Origin of the sequence: Kitasatospora sp. GP30, from assembly GCF_029892145.1 — a bacterium.
GTDB lineage: Bacteria > Actinomycetota > Actinomycetes > Streptomycetales > Streptomycetaceae > Kitasatospora > Kitasatospora acidiphila.
The window spans coordinates 372,208-388,100 of the sequence record NZ_JARZAH010000004.1; the positions used below are offsets into that span (position 1 = coordinate 372,208).

Here is a 15,893-nt window from a genome sequence, read left to right on the forward strand (position 1 = left end):
GAACGACTCAGGTCACGGGACGAGACTGGTCACTTGATGACGGTCGACCAGTCCGGGGCCTGCCCCGGGTCGAGCTGGCGCAACTGGGCGAGCACGTTGGGGTCCTGGGCGTCCAGCCAGTCGGCGAGCTCCTTGAAGGAGACGCACTGCACCTGCGGCTTGGTGCAGACGTTGCGCATCACGTCCTCGATGGCCTTCATGTAGATGCCGCCGTTCCAGGTCTCGAAGTGGTTCCCGATGAACAGCGGTGCCCGGCTGCCGTTGTAGGCGCGCTCGAAGCCGTTCAGGTAGCCGTCCCGGGTGGTCTTCTCCCACTGCGCGTACTTGGACGGATCGCCGTTCGGGTCGCTGTTGGACTGGTTCGCCAGGAAGTTGAAGTCCATCGAGAGGACCTGGAAGTTCTGCCCGGGGTAGGGGATTTCCTGCAGCGGGAAGTTCCAGATCCCGTTGGTCTTGGCCGGCCAGATCTGGAAGTCGCCGGGGGAACTGGCGTCGTAGCGCCAGCCGAGCTGCTTCTCGACCGGCAGCAGGGTCTTCTGCCCCTCCAGGCACGGCGCCCGGCCGCCGACCAGCTCCTTCTGGTAGTCGAAGGGCAGCGGCGGGATGTCCTTGTAGCCGGTGTTGGTCTTCCAGTTCTCCACGAAGGAGTAGGCCTGCTGGGTCTCGCTGAGCCAGTCGGCGCTGCTCCAGTCGTTGCCGCCGCCGGGTCCGCAGAAGTGGCCGTTGAAGTGGGTGCCGATCTCGTCGCCGTCCGCCCAGGCCTGCCGCAACTGCTCCAGGGTGTCCTTGATGTGCTGGTCGGTCGCGAGGTCGATGGCCGAGGTGCCCACGGGGTGCTGGGGCGGGTGGTAGAGGTAGCGCTTGGAGTTGGGCAGCAGGTAGATGCCGGTCAGGAAGAACGTCATCTGGGCGTTGCTCTCCTTGGCCACCTCGCGGAAGTGCGAGAACAGGTGCTCGTCGCCCTCCAGCCCGCCGTCCCAGGAGAACACCACGAACTGCGGCGGCTTCTCGCCCGGCTTGAGCTTCTGCGGCACCAACTGCTTGGGCTCCGGGCCGGTTTCGGAGGTCGAGCCGTCGCCGATCACCTTGACCTTGCCATCCCAGGGCGTCGGAGAGCTCGACGGCGCGCCGACCGGCGGGCTGCTGCTCGCGGTCGCGGCGGCGCCCGGCGAGTCGCTCGGCGCGGACGCCGTCGCCACCTTGCCGCCACCGCTCGGTGCCATGGGGATGAGCGCGAGTGCGGCGGCGACTCCCATGCCTCCGGTCAGCAGCACGGTCGTACGCCGAGTGGCTTTCACCATCAACCTCGTTCTCGTTTAAGAAGCACGCCGCACACGGCTGGGCCTGGGCTGTGCGGCTGGGTGACAAAGCGTCTGATTTCCCCCCGTAGAGACAGACGTGCGGGATGGCCGGATCCGTTGCTCCGCACGGTCGGTGACGATGATCACTCGTAGGGATCGCGCGGCTGGGGAACCGGCACGACCTGGGACGCGTTGAGGGCCGGCACCGCGTCGGACTGTGCGGCGTTCCCGTCGGGCTGCCAGACCCCGGTCACCGTCACCCAGCTGTTCGCGGGCGGCATCTGCGCGCCCCGGACCTCGACCTTGTAGGTCACCGCGTCGGCCGCGCAGCAGCTGATCACCAGTCGGGTGACGTACCAGCCGCCGCCGCTCTTCGGCGTGACGAAGCCGAGCAGCTTGACCCGGCGGCCGAGCAGCGGCTTGGCGGTGTCCCAGTCGGCCCGCACCTCGAACTCGGCCAGCGGCAGCGGCAGCGGATCGCCGGCGGGCAGCGCCGGGAAGCCGGCCGCGGTGTCCGGCTTCGCCACGGTGTTCCCGGCGTGCTGCGCGGTGTACGACCCGAGCGCGGGCGGCGCGACCAGCAGGATGACGACCGCCGGGAGCGCCAGCAGCCAGGCGATCCGCGGGCCGTGGGCATGGCTGTGGCCGTGCCCGCCGTCGTGCTCGTCGTCGTGCTCGTCGTCGTGTTCCGCCGGCTGCCGGCCGCGCAGTGCGGCCACCGCGGTCAGCACGCCGAGCGCCACGACCAGCACCCCGGCGGTGATCAGATACGGCCGCAACGCCGCCCGGACGTACCGCAGATAGGTGTCGCTGAACAGCGAGATCCGCAGCACTGCGGACCCCAGCAGCACCAGCAGGATCGCCTGGACCTCGCGCCTCATCGCAGCCACCACCCCGCCACCGCCGAGGCCGCCACCGCGACCGTGAGGGTGGTGGCGGAGAACCGCCAGGCGAAGGACCAGCCGAAGGTGCCGGCCTGCATCGCCACCAGCTTCACGTCCACCATCGGACCGACCACCATGAAGGCCAGCCGGGCCGCGAGCGGAAAGGTGCTGAGACTGGCCGCCACGAACGCGTCCGCCTCCGAGCAGACCGCCAGCACCACCGCCAGCAGCGCCAGCACCAGCACCGAGACACCCGGCAGCCCCGCGAGGTGGCCGAGCCACTGCCGCGGCACCACCACGTTCAACGTGGCCGCGGTGATCCCGCCGATCACCAGGAACCCGGCGGCGTGCAGGAACTCGTGCACGAAGGCGCCCCGGAACGCCGTCCACCGCCCCTCGCCGGCCGGCCGCTCCCGCCGCGCCGAGGGCCGCAGCCACTCGGGCCGCCCGAACCGCGCCCACAGCCAGCCCACCACCACGGCGGTCACCAGCGAGGCGGCGAACCGGGCCAGCACCACCTCCGGGCGGCCGGGAAAGGCGACCGCCGTCGCCGTGAGCACCACCGGGTTGATCGCCGGCGCGGAGAGCAGGAACGCCAGCGCGGCGGCGGGCGCCACCCCGCGCGCCATCAGCCCGTCCGCCACCGGCACCGACGCGCACTCGCACCCCGGCAGCACCGCACCGGCCAGCCCCGCCGCCGGCACCGCGAGCGCCGTCCGCCGGGGCAGCGCCCGCTGCAGGAAGGAGGCCGGCACCAGCGCGGTGATGGCCGCGGACAGCAGCGTGCCCAGCACCAGGAACGGGACCGCCTGCACGCAGATCGCCACGAAGACCGTGGCCCAGGCCTGCACGCCGGGCGCCGTGAACCAGCCGGCCAGCCACTGCCGCCCCGCCATCAGCAGCACCAGGCCGGCCACCAGCAGTTCGAGCGACCCGATCCGCCTTCGCCCTGCCCGTGGTGGCCCCGCACCTTCCGCCGGCCCGGCGTGGGCGGGCCGGTCCGCGGTGATGGTGCTCTGGCTCTGCTCCGCCATGACTGTCCGCCGCCCCCTGATATCACCGATCGATACTCATCTTCTGATCGGACGATAAACCGTCAGTTCGACTGGCATGACAGGAGGTGGGTGGCTGACGCGGTCGACGCCCCGCCGGCCCGGCCGACGCCGCCACGTGCGGCCGACGTCCCGGCATGCGACTGCCGGCCCGGCCGTCGGAGGCAGTGCTCCGTCGGCCGGGCCGGCAGTGTTCGGGTGCGGGCCCGCCGCCTGGCAGCGGGCCGGCGGGTCACGCCTTGGTGAGCTCCGCCTCGTCGGCCGGCTCCGCTGCGGCGGCCTCGGCCAGCTCGGCCTTCACCTGGTCGAGCGAGGGGTTCGCCCAGGCGCTGCGCACGCCCCAGAAGTAGAAGGCCAGGCCGAGCAGCGCGACGATGATCAGGTCCAGCGGCTCCGGCAGGTAGCCGTGGCCGCCGTAGCTCTTGCTGCCCGCCCAGGAGACGCCCGCCATCACCACCAGGTAGGCGATCATCCAGACGCCCGCCTTCAGGTGCGGCTTGAGCACCTCCCACGGCTTGCGCAGCTCGTACCAGGCCCAGATCGGCAGGCCGGCGGCCATCAGCACGATCACCTTGCCGGTGAGCGGCCACTTGGCCCAGTAGAGCACCAGCGAGCCGAACATCATGGCCACTGGGGCGATCACCGGCATGGCGCGCAGCCGGACCGGCCGCGGCAGCTCGGGGGCGAGCCGGCGCAGCGCCATCACGGCGACCGGGCCGGTGATGTACGAGATCACGGTGGCCACCGAGACGATCGAGGCCAGCGAGCCCCAGCCGCGGAAGACGGCCAGGAACAGGAACGCGATGAACAGGTTGAGCAGCAGCGCCGGGCGCGGCACACCGGTCTTCTTGTCCACCCGGCCGAAGATCGACGGCAGGTGGCCGTTCTCCTGGACACCGTGGATCATGCGCGAGGTGGTCGCGGCGTAGATCATGCCGGTGCCGCTCGGCGAGATGAAGGCGTCCGAGTAGAGCAGCAGCGCCAGCCAGTTCAGGCCCCAGGCGGTGGCCAGGTCGGCCAGCGGGGACTTGTAGCTGAGCGAACTCCAGCCGTGCGCCAGGGCGTCGTGCGGCAGCGCGCCGAGGAAGGCGGTCTGCAGGGCCAGGTAGATCACCAGCGCGATCAGGATCGAGCTGATCACCGCCTTGGGCAGCGACTTGCCCGGGTTGCGCGCCTCGCCGGCCAGGTTCAGCGGCGACTGGAAACCGTTGTAGGCCCAGACGATGCCGGAGGTGGCGACGGCGGTGAAGACCGCGTTCCAGCCGTGCGGGGCGAACCCGCCCTGGGCGGTCAGGTTGTGCTTGTCGAAGTGCGACAGCAGCAGGGCGCTGGCGGTGAGAACCGGGACGACCACCTTGAACACCGTGATCGCGGTGTTCGTCTTCGCGAAGAGCGTGATGGCGAACCAGTTGAGCACGAAGTAGATGACCAGCAGCACGCTGGCCAGCGCCACACCGCTGCCGGTGAGTTGCTCACCGTTGTACAGCCCGTGGGCCCAGCCGAAGTTCCAGGAGCTCATGTACTGCACCGAGGCGGTCGCCTCGCCGGGGATCACGGAGACGATCGCGATCCAGTTGGCCCAGGCGGCCAGGTAGCCGGCCAGCGAGCCGTGCGAGTACTGGCCGTAGCGGACCATGCCGCCGGCCTTCGGGAACATCGAGCCGAGCTCGCTGTAGGTCAGCGCGATGACCAGGGCCACCGCCGCACCGATCACCCAGGCAAGCAGCGCCGCGGGGCCGGCCAGCTTGGCGGCGCGCTCGGCGCCGAACAGCCAGCCGGAGCCGATGATCGAACCGAGACCGACGGCGGTCAGGCTGATCGTGCCGAGCGTGCGGCGGTAGTTGTGATGCGAAGCCGTTGTCGACTCAGGCGCACTCAACGTGTCTAGTCCTCTCTTCCGGGTCGTCCCGGCCCGATCGCGGGGCCTGGCGGCCGCCACGGCCGGGGCCAAGGCAATCCGGGGTGCAGACTAGGCCCCGAAATGGGGCATAAACCTCAGAAGAAGCTCAGATCGTTCGATTGTTGTACGTTCGTGTCCGGATTTCACGATCTTTTGTGTTGCTTCTAACGAGGGTGAGGAGATACCTGAGACCGGCATCACAAGGCTCCACACCGCGCTCACCAGGACTTGCTCAGTCGGCGAACTGTTCGCGCAGCACCGACTGGAAGGCGAGCAGATTCGGGTTCGCGGAGTTGCGGTCGAGCCAGGTCATGGTCACCTTGGTGCGCAGCTCGGTGTCCCCGACCTCGACCACGGCCACCTCGCCCCGGTCGGCCTGGGCCCGCACCGAGACCAGTGGCAGCAGCGCGAAGCCCATTCCTGCCGCGACCAGCGCGCCGAGCGTGCCGATGCTGGACACCTCAGCGACCGGCTCCTTCCCACCCGCGAAGACGGTGTCGAACATCTCGCGGAAGCCGCAGCCCGGTTCGGTGGTCAGGAAGGCCTCCGGGGCGAGCTCCGCCAGCTGGGCCCGGCCGCTCCCGGCCAGCGGGTGCTCCGGCGGCACGATCACCACCAGCGGCTCCTCGATCAGCGTCTCCGAACGCAGCGCCGGATCGGCCGGTGCGTTGCCGAACGCCAGGCAGAGATCCAGGTCGGCCCGGAGCACCGCGCGGTACAGCTCGCCGCGGTCCTTCAGCCCCACCCGCACCCGCGCCTGCGGATGCTCCGCCCGGTACTGCCGGAGCACCGGCGGCAGCAGATGCCGGCTCACCGTCTCCTGGGCACCGACCGCCAGCTCCATGCCGGGCCGGGTGACCGCGAACCGCGCCTCCTCGAGCAGCTTGAAGACGCGCTCGGCGTATTCGGCGAGGACCACTCCCTCCGGGGTCAACCGCACCCCGCGCTGCGAGCGGTTGAGCAGGCTCACTCCGAGTTCGCGTTCCAGCGACTGGATTTGGTCGCTCACGCTTGATTGCGCGTAATGCAGTTCCTTGGCGGCCTGCGTCACGCTGAGCGTCCGCGCGACCGTCTCGAACGCCCTGAGCTGCCTCAACTCCACCAATCCCCGCCCTTCTTGAGTAGCCATCGGCTGAACCGATGGCAGCCATCGGCTATTCCCGTGGTCGGCAGGCCCAATTCGGCTTCCGGCGGCGGTTGAATGGATTGCACCGCCGCCCGAGAAACCGGATGCCAGGCGGTGAGCGCGTTTCCCGAATCCGCTCCGATGTCCGCCGATCCCCTCCGATCTCCTCCGATCCTCTCGACTCCTCATGAGTCCTCTCGAACCCCTTCGCAACCAGGAGAACTCCATGGCAACGCAGACGGCGCCACAGCCCGTCGTCGAACCGACCAGTGGGAGCAGGCCGTCCCGCATGCTGCTGATCGGGCTCTCGCTGGGCTACTTCATGGTCCTGCTGGACATGACGATCGTCTCGGTGGCGCTCCCCGCCATCTCCACGTCGCTGCACGTCGGCCTGAGCGGGCTGCAGTGGGTCACCAACGGATACACCATCACCTTCGCCGCGCTGCTGCTCACCGCGGGCTGGCTGTCGGACCGCTTCGGCGGACGCCGCGTCTTCCTCTGGGGACTGGTCGCGTTCGGGGTGCTCTCCGGCCTGTCGGCCGCCGCCGACGGCCTCACCATGCTGGTGGTGCTGCGGCTGGCGCTGGGCATCCCCGGCGCGCTGCTGCTCCCGTCCTCGCTCGCCGTGATCACCAACGCCTGCACCGACCCCGCCGAGCGGGCCCGGGCGGTCGGCTCCTGGGCGGCGATCACGGGCGCGGCGCTGGCCGCCGGCCCGGTGGTGGGCGGTGTGCTCACCGAGACCGTCGGCTGGCGGGCGATCTTCCTGGTCAATGTGCCGCTGGCCCTGATCAGCCTGGTCATCACGGCTCGCCGGGCGCCGGAGACCGCGCGCAAGCCGCGCCGCGGGCTCGACCTGACCGGCCAGCTCAGCAGCGTCGTGTCGCTGGCCGCCCTGGTCTATGCCCTGATCGAGGGGCCGACCAACGGCTGGGGCGCCGTTGACGTGGTGGTCGCGTTCGCGGTGGCGGTGGTCGCGGCGGTGGTGTTCGTCGCGGCCGAACGGCGCGCCGGGGACGCGGCGATGCTGCCGCCGCGGATGTTCGGCAACCGCGGGTTCTCGGCCGCTCTGATGGCCGGGCTGCTGGCCAACTTCGGGTTGTCCGGACTGCTGTTCGTGCTGTCGCTGTTCTTCCAGGACGGCCGCCACTACTCCTCGTTCGGCGCCGGCCTGGCGTTCCTGCCGCTGACCCTGCCCACCGCCATCAACCCGATCTTCACCGGACGGCTGGTCGGCCGGATCGGACCGCGTCGCCCGGCCACCATCGGCTTCGCCCTGATGGCCGCCGGTGCGCTGCTGCAGGCGCCGTTCACCGGCAACTCGGGCCTGGCGCCGGCTGCCACCGTGGTGGGCCTGGCGCTCTTCGGGTTCGGTGTCTCGTTCGCGATGCCGGCCCTGGTCGCCGGGATGGCCGGCTCGGTCCCGGCCGAGTTCGCCGGCATCGGCGCCGGCACCCTCAACTCGGCCCGCCAGGTGGGTGCTTCGCTCGGCGTCGCGGTGCTCGGTGTGGTGCTCGGCCAGGCCTCCAGCAACCCCGGCGGCACCCGGATCGCGCTGATCATCGCCGGAGTGGCGCTGCTGGCCGGGGTCCTGGTCTCCAGCACCTCGCTGCGCGGGCGCAACTGAGCGTGCGGCAAGCGGGGGCCCGGACCGCGTGCCGCGCACCGGACGGGGCGATCAAGGCCTGCACCGGGGAGTGGCCACATCACCGCATCCCGCACGGTCGTTATCCCGCACGGTCGTTGGACGGCTTGCGGGCTTGCGGGCTTGCGGGCTTTCGGGGTCCCGGCGGACGGGTAGGGGAGGCGAGTGCGGGCCTCGCGCGGGACGCAACGCGCCGCGGGAACCGTGAACGCAGGCGCCGCCGCACAGGAGGAGGACAGCCAACTTGATCGAGGGTTATCTCGGCCGCGAGACGGTCTTCGCCGGAGGCTCGCTGCGCTTGCACGTGTCGACTGACGCCAGGGGGTTTCGAGTCGACTTCTACCGGCTCGGCGAGGAGACCACGCTCGTCGGCAGCTCGGACTGGCGGCCCGGAGCGGCAGCGGCCGCGCCGCCCCACCCCGACGGCGATCCGACGCACGCCTCCCCGGCCGTGGACTGGAACTGGCCCGAGTACACCTTCCCCGTCCCGAGCTTCTGGCGTCCCGGCATCTATCTGGCCTGCCTCGTGGCGGAGGGCACCGACCGGGCGGCCGTGGCCCCGGAGCGGCGGCTCAGAAGCGTGAGCGGACCGGAGCGGGAGTTCTTCATCGTGCGCTCATCCAACCCCGGTTCGGTGTCGCGCATCCTCTACAAGAAGTCCACCTTCACCCGGCACGCCTACAACCGGTCGGACCACCGGCAGCGTGTGCGTGCCTCCAGCCTCTACGAGAACACCGTGTACGTCGACTCGCCCCCGACAGGACCCCGCGGTCACAAGGTGAGCATGCGCCGGCCGGGAGGCATCACCGACCTGGGGTACTGGGATGCGCCGTTCATCGCCTGGCTGGAGCGCAACGGGTACGTGGTGGAGTACTGCGGCGACCTCGACCTGCATCGCGAACCCGGGCTGCTCGACAACTACCGGTTGCTGTTGAGCGTCGGTCATGACGAGTACTGGTCCGAGGTGATGCGTTCGCACGTCGAGAGCTTCGTGGCCAACGGCGGCAACGTGGCCTTCCTCAGCGCGAACACCTGCTGGTGGCGGGTCCATCTGACCGACGACGACACGGCGTTCGTCGCCGACACGGAGCGTCCGGTCGGGCCTGATCGTCCGGTCGGGCCTGCCACCGACCTGTGGTGGGCACCCGTGCCGCATGGCGTGGGCCGGCCGGAGAACACCCTGACCGGCGTCAGCTTCCGCAACGGCGGTATGTGGCCCGGCGATTGGCCCGGTGATCGGCCGCGCCCGGGCTTCACGGTCCAGCACGCCGACCACTGGGTGTACCAGGGCACCGGCCTCAAGGACGGCAGCGGCGGCGGCGAGCCGGACGTCTTCGCCGCCGGTGTCCCGCTGATCGGCTACGAGTGCGACGGTGCGGCCTTCCGCTACGACGCGGACGGCGTGGCCAGGGCGACCGGCGAGGACGGAACACCGGAGTCCTTCCTCATACTGGGCATCGCACTGCTGGAGCCGGCGAGTCAGGAGGAGCCCCGCTTGCGGCCCGGCCGCTGGACGGTCGAGCCGCGGGAGCGGCGGATCGACAGCCCGCGGGCCGCGACCATGGGCATCCGCACCGCCAACGGCACCGTGTTCACAGCCGCGACAACCGATTGGCCGAGGGTCGTCGGCAAGGGGCAGGATCCGGTCGTCGACCGCATCACCCGCAACGTGCTGGACCGGCTCGGCTCCGGTGGCTCCGGGTGAGGAAGGCGGCGTCAGAGCAGCGGCAGGAGTCCGCGGAGGTCGGCGATCCGTGGCACCTCGGGGCATCCGGGCGGCACCGCCCGGCCCCGCACCGCCGGCTCGTCGCGGCACAGGTGGACGGCACGGATGCCGAGCGACCTCGGGCCGACGACGTCCGGCCCCCAGCTGTCGCCGACGAAGAGGGCCTCCGACGCCCGCAGCCCGCAGCGGGCGAGGCTGACCTGGTAGATCAGCGGATGCGGCTTGCGCGCCCCCGCCTGCGCGGAGCCGACCGCCACGTCGAACGCGTCCGCCAGCCCCACGCGGGCCAGAGCCTGTTCCAGCTCCCAGCCCCAGTTGGAGCAGACGGCCACCACCAGGTCTCGGCGCCGCAGCTCGGCGAGCACCTCGGCGACCTCCTGGTACGCGGCGAATGCCGCCGTGTCCGGTACCTGGTACAGATCGCGCACCAGGGCTTCGATCCGTTCCTCGCTCACCCCGGCCGCCCTCGTCCGGATCCGCAGGCGCTCCAACTCCCAGGCGTGGTATGCCTCCCGGCTCACCGAGTGGACCAGGTGCAGCTCGCCGTCGCCAGGCCCCACCGCCCACTGGTCGCCCCAGGCGGCATGCTCCCGGAGCAGGCCGTGCCGGGCGAACACGGCCCGATGCGTCTCGGGGTGGACCACCCAACGGATCAACGTGCCGTAGAGATCGAACAGCACACCGCGCACGCGGGACATCGTGGAACCGGATCCTTTCGAGGAGAGAACGAGGATGGCGAACTGGCATCAGCGGGCGGTCGAGGTGCTGCGCCGGGACTGGGGGCTGGCCGCGGAGCCGACCGTGCCGGAGACCGGCTGGACCAATCTCACCTGGCAGGCCGGCCACTTCTGGTTGACCTGCCGCCCCGCCGGCCAGGCGGATCGGTTGCGCCGGGAGATCGAGCTGTTCGCCAGGATCAACCGGGAGTCGCCGCACTCCGGCGTGTGCGCACCCGTCACCGTGCCGACCAGCGACGGGCGGTGCTACGCCGAGGCGTACGACCATGTCTGGCGGCTGACGGAGACGCTGGCCGGCGTCGAACCGCCGTCCAGCAGGCTCGCGCACTACCCCGTGATCGGCGCTGCCGTGGCACGCCTGCACGCGGTGCTGGCCGGGTTCGACGGTCGGCCCGCCGTGCTAGATGAGGGGGTGCTGAGCCGTGTGCTCGGCCTGATCACGGAGGAGCCGCCGGCCGCGATCACCGCCTTGCAGTTCGCCGACCAGGCCTGCCTGGACCATGGACTGAAGGCGGTGGAGGCCGGGTACGACCGCCTGGCGAGCGCCGACCGGCAGCTGTTGCACGGTGACCCGGGCCCGTCGAACATCCGGACCGACCCGCGCACCATGGCGCTGGTCGGCGCGCTGGACCTGGATGGCGCGGGGGTCGGGCCCGTGGCGTTCGACCTGGCCGCCGTCGGCATCGGGGCGTTCTCCTGGTGGCATGCGCCGGGCTTCGACCCGGTGGCGGCCCTGGCCGGTGCTCTGGACGAGTACCGGCGGCGCGGCGGCCGGCCCGTCGATCCGGCGGCGGTCTACCTGTGCATGCTGGCGAAGGAGATCCGGCTGCTCCGGTCGATGCTCGTCGGCGCGATCCCGAGGAAGCCCGATGGACCATGGGTCGACTGGCATCTGGCCCGGTACCGGCGCATCCTGCGGGCCTGGTCGGAGCAACCGTGGCGGTCGGCTTAGCCATCGGCTTGGTGCACCACCCAGATGGCGGGCTCCCAGTAGGTGGTGAGGTCGGTTGTCCGGTCGACCCGCAGTGGTGACAGCCCGCCGGGGAAGACGTACGTTCCGTCCTCGGGGAAGGCCATCCCCGTCCAGGACTCCCACTCCTCGACCCGTCCGGTGATCAGTGAGGACCGCTCACTGGAGCCCGTGATCACACCCCCGAGGTTGACATGGGTGCGCAGCCAGGGATCGAACGGGGAGCCGTCCTTCCCGGTCCAGGCCGCGTAGTGTCCGATCGGGGTGAGTGGGTACCGGTCCTTCCAGGTCGGCCGGATCGGCACGGCGACGCGGCTGAAGCCGTGGGCGGCGGCGAGCGCGGTCAGCTCTCGCAGCAGGAGTTTGGACAGCCCCTTGCCCTGGTGCCGGGGCGCCACCTCGATCCCCAGCGCGTACAGCACGTTGGGATCGGGTTCCGTGAAGGCCGCCTCGATGCAGGCGTCCAGCCCGGAGTTGAGGCCCTGCGGGGTGCCGTCCCAGCGGCCCGGCAGTGCCCTCGCGACGGCAAGTACGTCGTCCAGCTCGTCGTCGTGGAGGGCGAGTTGGAACTGTGGGAACTCCTTGAACCAGCGCCGCCAGTAGACCCTGCCCACGTCACCGTGGATGTTGAACTCGGGGATGAGTCCGGCGAACAGCTCCGGGATCCGCTCCCACAGCTCGGGTCGGTCAGCGAACCGTACGGTCACCACTGCCATCCGGCGATGCTCCTCTCAGCTCTCCGTGAAGCTCGCCTCCCGTGGAGTTCACGGCAGGCGGGTGAGCTCCCAGACGACGGCGGACGGGACCCCCTGCCACGCGGCCCGCGCCGCGTCGGCGATCCGTTCCTCGAAGCCGCCGGGCGGGAACTCACCGTTGAAGCGCGGCTCCTGGCACGAGTCGACCCCGAGGCCCGCGGCAGCGAAGGCGGCGAGGTAGTCCGCGTGGAGGTGGACGTGGTTGTGCATGACCGCCAGCCGCCGCGGGCCGTGGGCGAAGCAGGCGCCGCCCTGGCCCTGGAGCAGGACCATCATCGGATGGACATCGGAGATCACGACCTTCCCCCCAGGGCGGACGACGCGCGCCAATTCGGCGACGGCCGACCCGAGTTCGCTCAGGTGGGTGAGCGCCAGCGCGCAGATGGCGAGATCGGCCGACGCGTCGTCCAGCGGCAGCTTCTCCAGCGAGCCCACCCGGAAGTCGCCGGCCGGGGCCTTCTGTTCGGCCACGGCGAGCATCTCGGCGGACTGGTCGACGCCGATCGTCCGGTGGCCGCGGGCCAGCAGCGCAGCGGCATGCCTGCCGGTGCCGCAGGCGGCGTCCACGGCCATCCCGGTCGGCACCCGGTCGATGATCCGGTGGACCAGTGGCTCCTCGACCTGGATCACGGAGCTGGGCAGGCTGTCGTAACTCGCGGCCCACGCCGCGTATCCGGTCGCGACATCCAGCTCCACCACGTCGGACGACGAGGCCTGCCTGCCGGGCTCGAGCAGCGAGCGGATCTCCCGGAGCCTGGCCTCGACGAACTGGTCATCGGCGCTGGCGGCCTCCCGGAGCAGCGCCAACCCCTCGATGCCCAGCATGAGTTCGCGGGTGCGAAGCTTCGCCATGGTCAGAACCTCCCATACCGGTGCGGAAAGTAGTCCTCCAGCACGCCATCCCGCTCGATGTCGACGGTGGCGCAGTGCAGCCCGCCGCCGAACGGTCCCACCGCCCGGAACGGCACGGGCACCACCTCGAAGCCGTACTTCACCAGTTGGTCGGCCAGGTGAACCTCGGTCTCCTCCACACAGACCGTCTGGGGATCGAGGTTGAGGATGTTGACGGCCAGCCACGGGCTGCAGAAGGAGAGTCGTTGGTAGTGCTTCCAACTGGCCGGCTGGACGGCCTCCACCACCTCCCAGTCGTTGATCTCGTAGTACTTCATCAGTTCGGGCTCGGCCGGCCGCTCGCCGCAGTGCAGCACCAGCCCGGGCCGCAGCGGCACCCAGGTCGCGTCGATGTGCAGCGGGTGGGTGTTGGTGAAGGTCACCGCGTGCACCCGGTGGTCCGGGAAGTGCCGCTTCAGCCAGCGGTATCCGCTGCGGTTGGTGACCAGCGACAGCTGGACGAACAGGTCCTTGCCGCAGCGGGCGATGTCGGCCGCATCGAACAGCGGCTCCGCCTCGGTGAGGACCAGGTCGTGGTTGCGGACCCGTTCGAGCTTCTCGGCCAGGGGCACCTTGTTGTACGTTTCCCAGAAGCCGGGCCGGTAGGAGGCGTCCGTCAACCGCGGCTTGGGGGCGGCCTCCCAGCGCATGTTCGGGTCGGCGTCGAACAGCTGCTGCAGGACCGGCCGGTAGGCGAGGTACTCGAACCAGCGGCTGCGGTAGCACATGGTGGCTTCGAGGATCTCGTTGCCGACCGTCAGGAGCACGTCGCGCGGCGGCATGCAGCCGAACATCGACTCCTGGGTCCAGTCCGGCGTGGCCACCTGCTGACTGAAGTCGAGCGCGGTCGGCCGGTCCACCCGGATGCCGCGCCGCTGCAGGATCCCGGCGAAGTCGTCCAGTTGCTCGTTGGCCTCGGCGGTCATCTCCGCAGGCATGGGCCCGTAGCTGCCGAGGGGGAATCCGTCGTCCGGGAAGTCCCGCTGCACAGCCGGCTCGGGCGCCTGCACCATGGTGCCGTCGGCGCGGCCGACCAGGACGTGGCGCAGCGGGTCCCACCCGTTCCAGGAGTTGACTCGCAGGGTTCGGTCGTTCACGTGGTATCCCTTTCGTAGCTCGGTTCAGGAGCGGCGCACCAGGTAGGGCCCCAGCACCAGCAGGTCGACGTCAGGGCATTCGGCCATCAGGTCGATGGCCTGCTCGGGACCCAGCACCATGGGATCGCCCTTGGTGTTGAGCGAGGTGTTGATGACGCCGGCCAGGCCCGAGTCCTCGCCGACGGCGGTGAGCAGGGCGCCGAAGCCGTCGTCGGCGGCGGCCACGTACTGCCCGCGGGTGGTGCGGTCCACGTGTACTCCGGCGACCGCCTCGGTGGACCGCTCCTCGTCCACCTTGTGCATGCAGAGCATGTAGTCGCTCAGGCCGGCGACCGGTGCCTCCATGCCCAACCGGCGGAAGCCGTCGGCCGTGAGGGACAGCGCGGCGGGGCGCCAGGCTTCGCGGCCCTTCACCCGGTTCAACTTGTCCAGGGTGGTGCGGTGCCGCGGCGAGGCGAGCAGGCTGCGCGCGCCCAGCGCCCGCGGGCCGAACTCGTTGCGTCCGTCGAACCAGGCGACCACCTGACCCTGGGCGAGGGCCCGCACGGTCTCGGCGCGCAGCCGCTCCGGATCCAGGGCCCGCGCCGTGACCCCTCGGGCGGCCAGAGCGGACTCGATCGAGGCCGTGTCCACCGGCGGCCCGAGGAAGATCGGCGGCGGCCCGTCGGCGGGCAGCACCTCGGGCGCCTTGCCGAACAGCGCCTCGGCCAGCATCGCCGCGCCGAAGACGGTGCCTCCGTCGTTCGGTGCGACGGTGCCGCAGACCCTGGCATACCCGCTCTCCAGCGCGATCCGGCGGTTCATGGGCGCATTGAGGGCCACTCCGCCGGACAGCAGCAGGGTGTCCTCGCCGGAGAGCCGGCGGAGCCTGGCGGTGATGTCGAGGCCCAGCTGCTCGACCGTCGCCTGGACGTCGGCCGCGAACGGCGCGTAGTCGAAGACGTTCGCGGAATCGGGCGTGTAGGGGAAGGAACTCGCCTCGAAGGTATCCAGCCACTGCCGGCCGAGCCGGTCCCAGTTCCGGCCGCCGGTCAAGGAGCCGCGCAACCGCCGGTCCAGCCGGAACGAGGCGTCGGCGGGGTCGAAGCTGAAGTACCTGAGGTCGCTGGTCCGCCCGTACGAGCTCAGGCCCATCAACTTGCCCGCGCCCCAGGTGCCGAGCCGGGCGTATGCGGAGGCGGCACCGTAGAACATCCCCAGCGACCAGGTGCGGTCGTAGCGCTCCAGCAGGCGGAAGCAGCCGTCGGCCACATGGAAGAGGGAGGTGGAACCGTCACCGCCCCAGCCGTCGGCGACCAGCACGTCCGCGGTCGGGTGCGGGTTCAAGTAGTAGGCCTGCGCGGCGTGGCAGAGATGGTGGTCGAAGAACGCGATGTCCCTGGTGCCCAGTTCACCGGCCAGCGTGGGCAGGATCGTCTCGGTGAGCCGGTCGGTGACGCGCACTCCGCACGGGATCCCGGTCTCCGGTGCGAGCGCGCCCTCGGGCGCGTCCGCCCAGGCGTAGCCGATCGCCTGGATCTCCGAGGGGTGCACCCCGAATGCGTCGAGCAGCGCGCGGACGGCGCCCTCCGGCCCCTCACCCTTGGCGTGGCGGCGCCGGCTGATCCGCTCCTGCTCGAGAGCGCCGACCACCTTTCCGTCGATCACCAGACAGGCCGCCGCGTCATGGCAGAGCCGGACGTCGGGACGCCCGACCAAGCCGAGAACGATCATCTGTGCCTCCAACTGCAATGCGGTTCGCCCAGCACGTCCTTGTGCCGGGCTCAGCCGTCGAGCCGATGGGAGAGGGGTGGACCGGCCGGACCGGCG

13 protein-coding genes are annotated in these 15,893 nt (G+C 70.9%); 3 read left to right on the plus strand and 10 right to left on the minus strand.

Going from position 1 to position 15,893, the window contains the following annotated elements:
* Positions 1–29: 29 nt before the first annotated feature.
* The 5 genes from P3T35_RS09720 to P3T35_RS09740 form a co-directional block, all read right to left on the minus strand.
* Positions 30–1,301, minus strand: a complete 1,272-nt coding sequence (locus tag P3T35_RS09720; RefSeq protein WP_101383905.1) for a hypothetical protein — start codon at positions 1,299–1,301, stop codon at positions 30–32.
* A 143-nt stretch (positions 1,302–1,444) separates the two neighbouring features.
* The gene (locus tag P3T35_RS09725; protein WP_101383906.1) at positions 1,445–2,182 is read right to left on the minus strand and encodes a TIGR03943 family protein; all 738 of its coding nucleotides are present in this window, start codon (positions 2,180–2,182) and stop codon (positions 1,445–1,447) included.
* Positions 2,179–3,219, minus strand: coding sequence for a permease (locus tag P3T35_RS09730; RefSeq protein ID WP_280705015.1), 1,041 nt, complete (start codon positions 3,217–3,219; stop codon positions 2,179–2,181). Before P3T35_RS09730 ends, P3T35_RS09725 begins: the two co-directional genes overlap by 4 nt.
* Positions 3,220–3,469: 250 nt before the next feature.
* Positions 3,470–5,116, minus strand: a complete 1,647-nt coding sequence (locus P3T35_RS09735; RefSeq protein ID WP_101383907.1) for an APC family permease — start codon at positions 5,114–5,116, stop codon at positions 3,470–3,472.
* A 253-nt stretch (positions 5,117–5,369) separates the two neighbouring features.
* Positions 5,370–6,266, minus strand: a complete 897-nt coding sequence (locus tag P3T35_RS09740) for a LysR family transcriptional regulator (protein ID WP_280705018.1) — start codon at positions 6,264–6,266, stop codon at positions 5,370–5,372.
* A gap of 223 nt (positions 6,267–6,489) precedes the next feature.
* Here P3T35_RS09740 and P3T35_RS09745 point away from each other — a divergent pair, with 223 nt between their 5' ends.
* Both P3T35_RS09745 and P3T35_RS09750 read left to right on the plus strand, forming a co-directional pair.
* On the plus strand, positions 6,490–7,890 hold the full coding sequence (locus tag P3T35_RS09745; RefSeq protein ID WP_280705020.1) for an MFS transporter: 1,401 nt from the start codon (positions 6,490–6,492) through the stop codon (positions 7,888–7,890).
* Between the two features lie 262 nt (positions 7,891–8,152).
* The gene (locus P3T35_RS09750) at positions 8,153–9,613 is read left to right on the plus strand and encodes a N,N-dimethylformamidase beta subunit family domain-containing protein (RefSeq protein WP_180356751.1); all 1,461 of its coding nucleotides are present in this window, start codon (positions 8,153–8,155) and stop codon (positions 9,611–9,613) included.
* An 11-nt stretch (positions 9,614–9,624) separates the two neighbouring features.
* Here P3T35_RS09750 and P3T35_RS09755 read toward each other — a convergent pair whose 3' ends face one another.
* Positions 9,625–10,332, minus strand: coding sequence for an HAD family hydrolase (locus P3T35_RS09755; RefSeq protein WP_101383910.1), 708 nt, complete (start codon positions 10,330–10,332; stop codon positions 9,625–9,627).
* Between the two features lie 34 nt (positions 10,333–10,366).
* On the opposite strand from P3T35_RS09755, the gene P3T35_RS09760 reads away from it, so the two are divergent.
* On the plus strand, positions 10,367–11,323 hold the full coding sequence (locus P3T35_RS09760) for a phosphotransferase (RefSeq protein WP_101383911.1): 957 nt from the start codon (positions 10,367–10,369) through the stop codon (positions 11,321–11,323).
* Here the strand turns inward: P3T35_RS09760 and P3T35_RS09765 are convergent.
* Genes P3T35_RS09765 through P3T35_RS09780 form a run of 4 tightly spaced genes read right to left on the minus strand, consistent with a single transcriptional unit; the run spans position 11,320 to position 15,797 of the window.
* The gene (locus P3T35_RS09765) at positions 11,320–12,057 is read right to left on the minus strand and encodes a GNAT family N-acetyltransferase (protein WP_101383912.1); all 738 of its coding nucleotides are present in this window, start codon (positions 12,055–12,057) and stop codon (positions 11,320–11,322) included. The genes P3T35_RS09760 and P3T35_RS09765 overlap by 4 nt on opposite strands.
* Positions 12,058–12,105: 48 nt before the next feature.
* Positions 12,106–12,948 carry a class I SAM-dependent methyltransferase gene (locus P3T35_RS09770; RefSeq protein WP_101383913.1) on the minus strand — a complete coding sequence of 281 codons (843 nt, stop codon included), beginning with the start codon at positions 12,946–12,948 and terminating at the stop codon, positions 12,106–12,108.
* A 2-nt stretch (positions 12,949–12,950) separates the two neighbouring features.
* Entirely contained in the window at positions 12,951–14,084 is a 1,134-nt protein-coding gene (locus P3T35_RS09775; RefSeq protein ID WP_101383914.1) for a serine/threonine protein kinase, read from the minus strand.
* 24 nt (positions 14,085–14,108) lie between these two features.
* On the minus strand, positions 14,109–15,797 hold the full coding sequence (locus P3T35_RS09780) for a carbamoyltransferase C-terminal domain-containing protein (protein WP_180356752.1): 1,689 nt from the start codon (positions 15,795–15,797) through the stop codon (positions 14,109–14,111).
* Positions 15,798–15,893: the final 96 nt, after the last annotated feature.